Here is a 13,749-nt window from a genome sequence, read left to right on the forward strand (position 1 = left end):
CAACATCCCAGGAAGCCATAAGGGGTTAAGCGACAAGCGAACCACGGACGGTGAGCGCAGACCCTATAAACACAGACGTTTATCGGGTCTGAAAAGCTTTACCAAAACCTACGTCTACCCCTAGGCTTCCATCAATACAACGTCAACATCCCAGGAAGGCATAAGGGGTTAAGCGACAAGTGAACTACGGACGGTGAGCGCAGACTAAACACAGACGTTTATCGGGTCTGAAAAGCTTTACCAAAACCTACGTCTACCCCCAAGGCTTCCATCAATACAACGTCAACATCCCAGGAAGGTATAAGGGGTTAAGCGACAAGCGAACCACGGACGGTGAGCGCAGACCCTATAAACACGGACGTTTATCGGGTCTGAAAAGCTTAACCCCTTATACCTTCCAAAAACCACTAGCCCCCAAAGTATTGATACCAAGCCTCACCAGCCATCAAATTCTATCAACACCCTATCTTTAATCCAACCCCACACAAACCAAAAATTAATACCAACCCATCCATGACCGTCTCCCCAGACACCCCACAAACAAATTGATATTAACCTCAAAACTAATCATCTAATTTTAACACACTCATAAACGCCTGTTGCGGCACCTCTACATTACCAACCTGCCGCATACGCTTCTTCCCTTTTTTCTGTTTCTCCAACAGCTTACGCTTTCTAGAAATATCCCCACCATAACACTTTGCAAGAACATCCTTACGCATCGCCTTAATGGTCTCTCGGGCGATTACTTTATTACCTACAGCCGCTTGAATCGGGATTTCAAATAAATGTCTAGGAATCTCACCCTTTAACTTCTCCGCAATCTTACGACCACGTTCATAAGCCTTTTCCTCATGCACAATAAAAGATAAAGCATCCACCACTTCTTTATTAATCAAAATATCTAGCTTCACCAACTGAGACTCCTTATACCCCACTAACTCATAATCAAAAGACGCATAACCCCTTGTCCTGGATTTTAACGCATCAAAGAAATCATATACAATCTCGTTAAGGGGTAACTCATAGGATAACATGGCTCTGGTTTCTTCCATGTATTCCATACCAAAATATTCACCACGACGTTCCTGACACAGTTCCATAACTGTACCAATATATTCTGTAGGTACCATAACCTCCGCTTTTACAATGGGTTCTTCCATATATCTTATTTCTGCCAAATCAGGTAAATCCGTTGGATTGGCTAAATCAATCACATCCCCATTGGTTTTATGCACCTTATAAATAACACTTGGAGCCGTTGTCACCAAATCCAAATTATATTCACGTTCAAGCCGTTCTTGAACAATCTCTAAATGCAATAAACCTAAAAATCCACATCTGAATCCAAATCCTAAAGCTACAGAAGTCTCCGCTTCAAACCTTAATGCAGCATCGTTTAATTTAAGTTTATCCAAAGCATCTCTAAGGTCCTGATACTTAGAACCATCTGCTGGATACATCCCACAGAATACCATGGGGTTAACATCTTTGTACCCTGGAAGCGGCTCTGCAATAGGGTTGTCCGCATCTGTAATGGTATCCCCCACTTTCGTATCTTGGACATTCTTAATACTGGCTGTTACATACCCAACCGTACCCGCTGGTAAGGATTCGGCTGGTATAAACTGACCGGCACCAAAATAACCCACTTCAACCACTTCAAACTCAGCACCTGTAGCCATCATCTGTATTTTCATACCCTTTTTAACATTACCCTCTTTAATACGACAAAATACAATAACGCCTTTATAAGGATCGTATAAGGAATCAAAGATTAAAGCCTTTAAAGGTGCATCCGTATCCCCAGTTGGTGCAGGAATATCCGTTACAATTCTTTCAAGAACCTCTTCAATGTTAATACTTTCTTTTGCGGAAATGAGTGGAGCATCCTCCGCATCTAATCCAATGACATCTTCTACCTCTGCTTTTACCCGGTCAGGCTCCGCACTTGGTAAGTCAATTTTATTAATAACCGTTAAGATTTCTAAGTCATGTTCCAGAGCAAGGTACACATTTGCTAAGGTCTGTGCCTCAATCCCTTGAGCCGCATCCACAACAAGAATAGCGCCTTCACAAGCAGCCAAGCTTCTAGAAACTTCATAATTAAAGTCTACATGTCCTGGGGTATCTATGAGATTAAACACATACTCTTCCCCATCATTTGCTCTATATACTAGACGTACAGATTGGGCCTTTATGGTGATACCACGTTCCCTCTCTAAGTCCATATTGTCTAATATCTGAGATTGCATCTCTCGTTCAGTTAGTAAGCCAGTTAATTGAATAATACGATCTGCTAATGTAGATTTACCATGATCGATATGTGCTATAATACAAAAATTTCTTATTTTATTCTGTTTAAATTCTGCCACAGACCGATTTCCTCCTTAGTCCATTTTCTGTTGGTTATTATAGCATAATTAACTAGGCTTACGCAACTTTATTTCATAAATTTACAACATAATCAAAAGAGCTGTAACTTGTTTACATAAAACGATTTAACGGGCTCATTTTATGACTTCATATAATATTTTAGCTAATGGTTCCATAGCATTCTTAGCTTCCCTGACCGTACTTGTTTGTGCACCTACCTCAATTAATAGGGATTTTGGCTTAAGATGTAAGTTATAACGGTACCCTTTTAAATAGATTTTTCTCGTAAAACCTGGGTAAAGCTCATTGGCTTTTAACTGCATTTGAAAACTAAATGCTAAATTATCAGAAACGTATGGATTAGGCATGACGGAATACTGAGCTAAACCGTTAAAAAACATGATGTTTGCTGTTGGTTTATGATTAATATCTTTAACCAATCTTAGATTTCCTTTGACACCATCACGATGAATATCAATTAACACTTCAATGGTAGGATTATCCGCAATGAGCTTCTTAAGGGGTGCTTCTATCAGTTGGTATGCTTTATTACGATCTAATTTACCATTAATAATATCATATTCTTTTCGATGGTGTAACACTTCTATGTTATAGGTTTTCTCTAGAATAGATGCTAATTCATCGCCGACACCTACTACTGTATCTTCTTTAACACCTTTCCTACTGTCGGAGAAACTTTCTTGTGAATGGGTATGATAGATAAGCACTTTAGGTCCAGGTTTCGTTTTATCAATGGTCATGTCTGTTTTGAGAAACTTATCAACAGGAAAATCACTTTTGGTAGGGTTGATGCTGGCATCAAATGTATAGAGATTGGCTTTTAAACTTGTAAAATCCCTTAGTTGGTCCAGCGTTGCATTGGTTAAATGAATTTTAGGGGTTTGCTCTTCCAATGTATAAAGGTTAAAGAAATTTTCATTATGGTCATAATGTTCTAGATCATTTTCATAGTTTTCATCCCGTTGTTGTAGATTGGGATAATTCTCTGAAGCGGTATCGTAAACATAATCACCTTGACCCATAATAAAGGTCATCAGCGGTACATTATACCCATATAAAGCGCTCATACGGTCTTTTACCATATGTGTATCTACCTGTTCGCTATCTTGATAATAGGCAATCGAGGGATTAATAGAGTGCACAATACGTGTAAAAAAAGACGTATCAAATTCTGATACAATCAAATTTCTAAAGTCAATAATTTCACTAAAAAAATACAGACTCATTAATTTAATAATGATATAGGCTGACATGGCAATAAGAACTGCCATATAAACCAACGTCAGCTTGCGCGTTTTCTTCAGCAAATGTGCTTTATTCATGCAATCACCCTTATCTTATCGTCTAGGCATGCTTATCTATTGGTGCATAAGGCATGATGAGTTACCTTCATGGTGCTAACAGCTACACAGGTAGATAAGACATGTCCCAATGACAATTGATTAAGTAGGAGACTTTCCTACTAACTAAAATATATTGTAAGACAAGGTGATTTATGCCTTAATTTTATCACAGTTAATGAAAATCTAATATTCATGATGGCTATGGCATCCATTCCTAGGATGTGATCTAAATAACCACCTTACGATAAAAATTTAGTAATTTCATCAAACTCCAGCTTAGGTTGCAACATGATATTCAGAGCTGATGCAATAATGTTGCTTAATCGTTTAATAACAGCATCAATTTCTTTTGGTGTCACAAACATATTACCTACATATGGATAAAGCACCTCTTTAATGAGTCCATATTTCTCTTGTTCACTAAAGCTGTTGATCATATCACAGATTTCCGCATTTTCTGGTATCTGTTTCTTCATTTCCACTAACAATTCTTCCATGGTATCGTTCACAATGGTTGCTGCATCAACAACGGTTGGTACACCAATAGCGATAACCGGTACACCTAAGGATTCCTTGTTCAGTCCTTTTCGTCGGTTGCCAACACCCGAACCAGGATGAACGCCTGTATCGGCAATCTGTATGGTGGTATTAACACGACTTGTTCGCCTTGATGCAAGGGCATCAATGGCTATGATGACGCTTGGCTTAATTTCTTTTACCAGCCCTTCAATGATTTCAAATGTTTCCATACCCGTTTGACCCATAACACCCGGTATAATGGCTGTTACTTTATTAAAGCTGTCTTCTCCATCTTCGGGTTCACCAAATTCTTTAAATAAATGTCTTGTTACGAGTACATTGGATACAGCTCTTGGACCCAAGGCATCAGGGGTAACATCACGGTTACCTAAACCAACAACGAGAACCGTCATATCTTTATTAAGCTTCACCAGATCGGTTAATTGCTTAGCTAACTCGCGAACAATCTCTTCATGAGCTTCTGGGTCATTTTGCTTCATTAATTCACATTCCATTGTGATATAATTCCCAATAGGTTTGTTCAATGCTTTTGCTCCATGTTCATCCATTACATTTACCTTGGTGATGGAAAGATCAATGTCTTCAAGGTTATCCACAACAACCTCTACACCTTGTATCTCTACATCTTCCTCACCAACCATTTCTCTTGCTTCAATGGCTAAGTCTGTTCTAACGTTATAACGTTCTTCTACTTGTTCTAATTGGTCTTTTTGATCCCTATCCATAGCCTTACATCCCTTCTAATCCATAGTTTAGTCATTCTAAAATATTTTTTCCAAATAATTTTGTATATATTCATTGACTAATAAGGAATTATGTATTAAAATACTAAGGTATGTTTATGTGCGATATTTATTTAGATAGTCCAAAGACTTGAAGTCATGAAAATGACAGTAAATAAATGTTTAGTTTCCAACTCCCACTGCGAAACAAAAATATTTATAAAAAATTTTGGAGGTTTTTTCATTGGCAAATATTAAATCAGCTAAAAAAAGAATTAAAGTGACTGAAACAAAAACTTTAAGAAATAAAGCAATTAAATCAAGAGTGAAAACAGAAGTGAAGAAAGTTCTTGCAGCAGTAGAAGCTGGCGATAAGACAACTGCTGAAAAGCAATTAGTGGAGGCAATCTCTCACATTGACAAAGCTAAGTCAAAAGGTGTTTATCATAAAAGTACAGCTTCAAGAAAAATTTCTCGTTTAACAAAAACTGTTAATAACGCATAATTAAGACATGTTGTAACTTATGCCCCTCTAAACGTCTATGTTTAGAGGGGCTATATTTTGTCTATTTTTACATCTATTGTCCTAGTCCCTAAATTTTTATTTTAATGGTACAGGGTTTTGATAATAACGCTGTGTTTTCACAAAAAACCAATGGTCGTCTTCCGGCTTAGTGGCTAATGTAATATCACTGACATTTCCATGGGTAGCTTTGCCAACACCTGCGCCAAAAAGTGCTGCACATACACCTGCATCTCTAGCTGCTGTAAAATGAGAGCCCCATGTTATGGTATCCGAACCATTATGGGTAATAAGAGGGTCATTACCTTCGTTGGTTTTAAACCATTGCCACCTATTACCTGCTCCTGGTTTAAAGACATCACCAAAGAAAAAGGATGTGGTACTGTCTTCATAGTAACATGCACCACCACTCTCCGTATTGGTCAGTTCATCAAATAACCCACCATCATAAGGATCCATGGCTTGACTTCTTTCTATATGCCCAACAGGCATCTGCCATAAGACAACAGGAAGTGATGTAGTCTGATGTAAGGCTTTAACATATTCAAGATAATTGTTCCAAGTATCCCCATTAAAGAACCATGTTGAATCTTGAGGGTCCGTGGCTGCAAAAGGTTCTCTGGCAACAGCATCCTGACCATATTTATCAATGGACATAAAATCTGCATTGAAACTCTTTACGCCTGCCGCTATGTAATAATTAGCCGTTTCAATGGCTCTATCCCTTATGAATGCTCGTCCTTGTGTGATACCCATATCTTCCGTCACATGCATAAGCCCTTTGGCAGGTATGCCTTGATATGGATTGGACCATGTGTTGAACTGCCATCCAAAATAAATCGTTGTTCCATAATCTACATTATACTTATTCACCATGTAGTTAATGCATCTGACCAAACCGTTTATATTATCCGCAAAAGGTTCATTTGTCTCAGGGTCAACGTCTACAGCACTATCAAGTATGCCTACGGCATGCTCACCCCCATAAGCTGTTTCATAAACAAGCTTCGTGTTTGCAAATATCTGATTTGGCTGTAACCCTGAGTTTTGCATCATATAGCCTATAAAATCCGGTTCAAAAATCATCCCTACTAAATCATCCCCAGCTTCACGCAAGATGGTATCCAGTGTAAATTTTAGATCATTAAAATAATAACCCAGGTATTGATCATCCTGTATATTATTAAGATCGGTCACATAACTTTCATTAGCACCACAAATGGTATAGTACACAAAAAAAGGAATAATACCCAGTTTTCTATTTTCACGGATATAAGTAATGGCTCGGTCGCCTTTTATATTTTTCCCCCATTTCTGCCAGCCATCAACACCTCTATCCCAAGAATCCGGTTCACCATTTAGATAGATATAGCGTATATCCATTCTCTTGTTTTTATCCCCTGGTTGAAAATCCTTGACATAATCTAAGTCTCTGGTCACATTGGTTCCTACTGAACCAATTGCAAGATAATCAGGCATACCAGGAAGTTGCCCACCGACTGTTTTTACTCGAACACCCACATAGCGCACTTCACCTGAAGACGTTTCAGTAATTTTTATAGAAGCCCGTCCTGCTTTTAGACCATTGACTGTAAGTGATGTCTGATTAACCGAGCAGTCGATGATGGATGAATTATTAGTCACCGCTGTAAAGCTAGGGTTAGCTACTGAAGCACAACGAAGAGAATACGTGTAAGTACCTTGATTCTGAGTGAATTGAAGGGCTTGTTTATCCTTATCAATGGTTGTAGGATCAATGGATATGGTGCTTGCACCTCCAACAACTCGGCTTACTTCATCACTCCATGTGTATGTATCCTCATTAAATACTTTTACCTTATAATGATAAACACCATAGGTTTTATCTTCAATTTTATGTGAGGCTGTCTGAGGATAAACAGTAAAATCTACATTCTCTGGGCCTGCTATTTTCTGAAACGTGTCACCATGACGCTCATAGAGTTCCCAGCTATCAGCCACCTGCCCACTATGAATATGCCATTTAATATCAAAATCTAGTCCACCATATGGGTCACCCAGGACAGAGATTAACGGTTTAGCAGGTGGATCATCACTGCTTCCTCCAGAACCAGCATTAACCTCAACAGCTAATGCAGCACTTGTTGTTGTTCCAAAAGCATTGATGAGTTCACACATATAGGTATAGGTACCATTCTCCTTCCCTGTAAATGATAATGACCTTGTCTGAGCATTGGGAGAATTATCAAGAAGATCATCTGAATGGATTAACACATCATTTTCATAGAGTTTCCATGACGTCCCATTATTCCCCCACCACATATTCATGGTTATTGTGTATTGACCATCTTTATCCCAATTATCATGGGTAAGAGCTGGTGTTCCAGGAATACCTGTTGCTGCTGCCCATGAGGGTAAAACTGTCCATGATAACATAAGAGCAATACTTAAAAGCAATGGGATAATGCCTCTCCATTTCTTTTTTAATAAAATCATATCATACCTCCTTATTTTAGGGTTTTAACTTGTTTTAGCCTATGCTTTTAATGCTAAGCTATATGTCCTTGGTTAGGTAAATAAAATTGTCAACTTAAGGTGTAAAGAGTAAGAAAAAATACGTAAGATAAGTGTATAGAAGTTGTCCCGTGACATGTAGATGTTCCAGTAACTATCGTGTTATTATCTCATTATAAAAGGCTTATTCTCATTTTTCTATGGGCTATCTTGTTATTAATTGCTTAATTTTGGCACGAAAAAAATTAAGCTTTATCCTATTGAATCCATGCCTAAAGATAAATAAACAATAAAAATAGACCATGTATCCCACCTTTCATATAAGCTAAGATACATGGTCTATATTTCTTTAACTATATTTCATGATAATCATTTCTACACCAATTTTAGGATCAAGCCTACCTGTTTTAATATGACTATCCGCTTCTAAACAATCACCCAAAGCACCTTTTAAACGGTCCACACTCATTTGTTTTCCTTGCCTTTGGCATTCTCGAACGACAAAGGGTGCTACCTTTATACGGCTTGCTATATCCCGTTCGCTTAGTCCTTTTTGGTTAAGCAGTTTACTTTGAAGAATAAGTCGAAATTGACGAATCAACATAAAGAGTATTCTTCCAGGAGGTTCTTTTGCCGTCAACATATCATGGTATAATAATAAGGCCCTCTCTCGCTTATTGTGTCCCATGGCGCCTACCAGTTCAAAAATTTTATTTTCAATGGTTCGGGTGCATATGGCATTGACAGACGCTTGTGTAATCACCTCTTCATCCAGGTTATACATGGTTAGCTTATCTAACTCATGCTCTACCGTAGCCATATCTGTGCCTACGGTTTTGACAAAATGCAGTGCTGTACTTCTCTCTATTTTTTTACCAGAGGTATGCAGTTTCTGACCTATCCATTTAATAAGATCGTTTTCCGATAGTAACTCAAAACTTGCTGCATGACCTTGTTTTTTAATAAGTTTAAATAATTTACTCCGTTTATCCACTTCTTCTTCAATAAAAATAACGGTGGTTGATTCCGGAATATCTGTTATACGTTCTGCAATCTCATCCACATCTTTATTTTTTGACTTGAACAGTTTTACATCCCGTACAACGACGACGCGTCTATCTGCAAAAAAAGGCAACGTCTCACATGCGTAGAAAAATTTATCCACATGCATGGAACTTTTATCAAAAAAATCATAATTCATGGTTGCATCGCCACCCACTAATAATTCCTTGGTTAGCTTCTCCAAATACATATCTAATAAGTATTTTTCTTCACCATAAAACAGGTATACATTATGAAACACACCATCTTGTAATTGCTTCTTCAATTCCTTCATGCTCGATTACTCCTGTTTTTTATTGTTCTTTTCCACATACTTTGTAATAAATCTTTCAATCTCTTGTTGGTACATTTCTGGGTCTTCTGTATAGGCCATGGCATGACCGCCTTTTTCTACCCAATACATATGTTTGCTATCTCTTTTTTTATCATATAGTTCTTGAGACATCTCAGGTGGGATATACATGTCTTCTTTTGTATTAATAAACAGGATAGGGGATGTTATCTTATGGACATGATCTATGGGTCTTACATCTTTTAATGAAAACCCTGACCGAAGCCGTATGGCCATATCACCAATACCAACGATAAACTTCCTAGCAAAGCTTGGCACATGTTTGAAATCATATTGGACACGATACCTTGCTTCCTCATAAAAATCACTGTAAGGACAATCCACAATATAAAAATCTGCTCCATCCTCTATAGAACCTGCGTACATCAATGCAATACCAGCTCCCATGGAAACACCATGGATGCCAATATGACTATCGTTCCCATATGTATCTTTTATATAAGCCATAATCTTTTGTAGGTCATATCGCTCATAATAGCCATAGGATATATCATGTCCACCACTTTCACCGTGATACCGACTATCCATGGCTATGACATTATATCCCATCTTTAAGAAAAGTGCAATATACCCATGCCCATATTCTTTTGAACATGTGACACCGTGAACAACAACCATAAACTTTTTCTCCTGTGAATCTTGACAAAAAGCATGTCCAATGAGTTTATAGCCATAATCAGACACCAGTTCAATTTTTTTACCTTGATGATCGTCTACTAAATTTTTATATTGTAATCGTTGCTCTTCATCATCATCCTGTGTATACGTATTACGTATAACCTTCTGTGAAAAATAATAACCTAAACCGGCTATACCAGCCAAGACGGATGTAAAGAGTGCTAATCGCTTTTTCATGGACATATTTCCTTCCGTAATTGTATCTATTTCATTTTTTCTTAATATGAAGGGCTAATGGATAATAATCCTCCCGTTTTGTCATATGGGTTCGAATACCCATATGATAACCATCTGTTTTTATCATCACTGCGCCATCTTCAGCAGTATGATAGAGAGATACACCCAACTCTTTGTACCTGTCTATGATGTCTTGATGAGGATGTCCATAAACATTATCTCTGCCAGCACTTATAATTGCTATGGCAGGATTAACATGATGAACAAACTTTTCTGAGGAAGAGGTCCTTGAACCATGGTGGGGTACTTTTATTATATCACTCTGTAAGCTATCTGCAAGCTTTTGATGCAGTAATTCTTCTGCTTCTTCCTCAATATCACCTGTCAATAAACTGCGAAATCCTCTATAATCAATTGCAAGAACTAAAGAATAGGCATTATTGTTTTTATAACGTTGGGTATTCTTAGTGGGATATATGGCTTCCATTGAAACCTCTCCTACATCTAACACATCCCCTGTCTGCATATAACTAATAGGTACGTGCTTTTGAGAAGCTTTAGCCAGGAGTTTATTCAAGAGCATGTCCTCATCTTTTTTATCCTTGTAACCATAGGGCACAATTAGTCGCTTTACGGTAAAATAGTCCATTAATTCAATAAGTCCGCCTACATGGTCTTGATCACTATGGGTCATGACGATACTTTCTATGTGACTTATACCATGGTATTTTAAAAAAGGTCTTACGGTATAATACCCTGTATCTGGCGCTAAAGGATCTTTCTTTCTATTGCCACCACCATCAACAACAAAAGCATGTTTACTCGGTGTTATGATAACGGTACTGTCCCCTTGACCGATTGCTAGATGTGTCATCTGTAAAGGTCGAGGCTGTATACTTAATATCAACGTTACAATACCAAAAAAAATTGCATTAGCATACATGTATTTTTTCCATTGACGCCATGTAATCTTGGGGTTTTTAATCATAGCAATGAGTACAATACAGATAATGATGCATATCAAATGCGGCCACGATGGACGTCCAATGGTAACGGTATGATAAGGTAGTTCCCCAACCCACTGGGTGATAACATCGTATAGCATGAAGATGTAATAAACAATTCCTATGCATAATTTACCAAAGATCATGGATATGGAGCCCAATAGCAAAGCAAGAAATCCCATGAGTACAACAATGGTCATCAGGGGCACAACCAATAGATTAACACCAATGCCATAGAGTTGTATCTCATAATAATTGTAGAGTATGACCGGCAATGTACCAAGGGTTGCCCCTATGCTAACATTCACAAGACTTATGATGCTGTTGTTTTTTTTATTATATAATCCATTAAGGGCTGGTAAACAGGTCACAATACCTATAACGGACGAAAAAGATAACAAAAAACCAATATCCCATAAATACAATGGATTGATGATTAATAGGACCATAGCTGCTATAGCAAGGGATGAATAGACATCATAGTTTCTCCCAAATAAGTATGCCATTAAACCAACAATTAGCATAAAAGATGCCCGAACAGTGGAAATACTTCCACCTGTCAACATACAATAAAAGACTAAAAATAAGACGGTTAGCCATAGCGCTCGTTTCTTGGCAATAAAGCACGTCATAAGATGGAATAGACCATAGCCAATGATACCCACATGTAAGCCTGAAATGGCTAATACATGAGCGATACCTGCCTTCGTAAACTGATCTTTGGTTTCTCTGGTCATACCGGATTTATCCCCTAATAACATGGCTTTCATCAGTTGTGCTTCTTCATGTGGCAGCAGCCGTTCATAAATAGTCGTGGCTCTATACCTTAGGTTGTATAAGCCTCTCCTAATGGTATATGGAATACGGCTAATATAGCCTGCTCCATCGTCCTCTAATTGATAGCTCTTCATGTAACATTTATAATGAATGCCCCTTATGTTATAATACAGCTTTTCATTAAACCCACCGGGGTTTTCAGAAGGCCATAATTTAATGAGCTTTCCTGTCACACGAACCCTATGACCGATGCTAACATCCTGAAGGCCACTACCATACACTTTTATGCGAAGGTTCTTTTTATATGTCTTATTTCCCACTGTTATCTCAGACACATCTAGCAGCAAATGACCTTCTCCTGCTTCTATTGCCATATCTTGAATAGTGCCCACCAACTGGCTTTCTACGCTATTGAAAGATGCCATGTCTCCAGGGTATTCATATGATTTTACATGACCATTTATATGGAGATACGCAAAAAAACATATCAATGGAAACAGTATAATAGGCTTCCAATAATATGTCTTATAGAGCAATACACTCACACATGTCATGATAGCAAATATGCCAATACTAATATACCAGTCTTTGACTGTATAACCTACCCACAGGCCAATAAGATAATAACCTATCATCCACATAGCTGGTCGTTTCATGTGCTTATTCCCCCTGTGTATAGTACAAAGCGATAAAATAGGGCTGTCTCACATATCATCAGACAGCCCCAAATGTATTAGTCTGTAATAACAATGTCCAAGTTTCTTTCAAAAAGCGTATCAAAAGCAATGTGCCCTTTAAATACAGCTTGTTTTTCTCCCTCGATTAAAAATTGGACTTTTTTAATGTCTGGCAACTCAGTAAGTGTATTAACAATTGAATATATGGTTAGGTTTTCTCCTGTAGATCCACCAGGATGTTTCGTGATAAAGTCATTATTAAAATCAACATAACATACTCCTTCACTGATGGACGTACTAATAACTTTAGTGCCTTCAGGGATTGTACTTACTTCATCTTCATTATTAGGTCCTTCTAATAGAAGATTAAGTACAGTCTTCTCTAATGGTTCATTAGGATTAACCTCTATTTCAACTTCATGGGGTACCAATCCAGATGCATCTACCGTTGCAAAATATAACATCACTTTTCTAACGGTTTTTGGTTCTTTTTCTGGATCACCAAGTACTAATTGTTCCTTCGTCATAGGGCTCATGGGTTTACCATCTGTACCTTTTAACGGTATATCATTCACTTGAAAACTCACAGCATCAATGTAACTTAAATTTGTCAGTGAACTGGCTAGAGAAGTACGACAGATTGTTTCATCACTTGCTTCCATCTTATTATAGTCTTCAGAGAAGTTAAGATTCACTTGTGCCCCGTCAAAAGCTACATCTTTCAGAACAATATCGGTTGGTATGGTACTTACTACATCTTGGTCTTCAATACCATTTTGTAGGAATGCAAATATTTCCCTAACAACTTCTTCTTTTCCTACACTCTGAATAGTAACCTCTTTTTCAATCCATTTATTATCATTACTACTCTTTAATGTAATCATTTCTGTTTTTAAATCAGGCGTTTTATCTGTGCTTTCTGTTTTTTTATTACCACACCCGGTGATTAACATCAGTATGAACAAACACAAAAAACAAATACGAATAATTTTCCCCAATTATAA

At 37.7% G+C, this 13,749-nt stretch carries 9 protein-coding genes; 1 reads left to right on the forward strand and 8 read right to left on the reverse strand.

Features of this window, described 5'->3' with window-relative positions:
• Nucleotides 1-563: 563 nt before the first annotated feature.
• The 3 genes from lepA to gpr form a co-directional block, all read right to left on the reverse strand.
• Nucleotides 564-2,375, reverse strand: a complete 1,812-nt coding sequence (gene lepA / locus HZI73_RS16985; protein WP_212694567.1) for a translation elongation factor 4 — start codon at nt 2,373-2,375, stop codon at nt 564-566.
• 135 nt (nt 2,376-2,510) lie between these two features.
• Nucleotides 2,511-3,719: a stage II sporulation protein P gene (spoIIP, locus tag HZI73_RS16990; protein ID WP_212694568.1), complete on the reverse strand. Its 1,209-nt coding sequence runs from the start codon at nt 3,717-3,719 to the stop codon at nt 2,511-2,513.
• Between the two features lie 260 nt (nt 3,720-3,979).
• Nucleotides 3,980-5,005 (reverse strand): GPR endopeptidase, encoded by a 1,026-nt coding sequence (gene gpr, locus HZI73_RS16995; protein ID WP_212694569.1) that lies wholly within the window; start codon nt 5,003-5,005, stop codon nt 3,980-3,982.
• 241 nt (nt 5,006-5,246) lie between these two features.
• Here gpr and rpsT point away from each other — a divergent pair, with 241 nt between their 5' ends.
• Nucleotides 5,247-5,507, forward strand: a complete 261-nt coding sequence (rpsT, locus tag HZI73_RS17000) for a 30S ribosomal protein S20 (protein ID WP_246552194.1) — start codon at nt 5,247-5,249, stop codon at nt 5,505-5,507.
• Nucleotides 5,508-5,603: 96 nt separating this feature from the next.
• Here rpsT and HZI73_RS17005 read toward each other — a convergent pair whose 3' ends face one another.
• The 5 genes from HZI73_RS17005 to HZI73_RS17025 form a co-directional block, all read right to left on the reverse strand.
• The gene (locus HZI73_RS17005; protein ID WP_212694571.1) at nt 5,604-8,000 is read right to left on the reverse strand and encodes a chitinase N-terminal domain-containing protein; all 2,397 of its coding nucleotides are present in this window, start codon (nt 7,998-8,000) and stop codon (nt 5,604-5,606) included.
• Between the two features lie 367 nt (nt 8,001-8,367).
• Nucleotides 8,368-9,354 carry a DNA polymerase III subunit delta gene (gene holA / locus HZI73_RS17010; RefSeq protein ID WP_212694572.1) on the reverse strand — a complete coding sequence of 329 codons (987 nt, stop codon included), beginning with the start codon at nt 9,352-9,354 and terminating at the stop codon, nt 8,368-8,370.
• A gap of 6 nt (nt 9,355-9,360) precedes the next feature.
• Nucleotides 9,361-10,287: an alpha/beta hydrolase gene (locus tag HZI73_RS17015; RefSeq protein WP_212694573.1), complete on the reverse strand. Its 927-nt coding sequence runs from the start codon at nt 10,285-10,287 to the stop codon at nt 9,361-9,363.
• Between the two features lie 31 nt (nt 10,288-10,318).
• Nucleotides 10,319-12,724 carry a DNA internalization-related competence protein ComEC/Rec2 gene (locus tag HZI73_RS17020; protein WP_212694574.1) on the reverse strand — a complete coding sequence of 802 codons (2,406 nt, stop codon included), beginning with the start codon at nt 12,722-12,724 and terminating at the stop codon, nt 10,319-10,321.
• A gap of 77 nt (nt 12,725-12,801) precedes the next feature.
• Entirely contained in the window at nt 12,802-13,743 is a 942-nt protein-coding gene (locus HZI73_RS17025; RefSeq protein ID WP_212694575.1) for a GerMN domain-containing protein, read from the reverse strand.
• Between the last annotated feature and the right edge of the window lie 6 nt (nt 13,744-13,749).

It is taken from the genome of Vallitalea pronyensis, assembly GCF_018141445.1.
GTDB classification, from domain to species: Bacteria; Bacillota; Clostridia; order Lachnospirales; family Vallitaleaceae; genus Vallitalea; species Vallitalea pronyensis.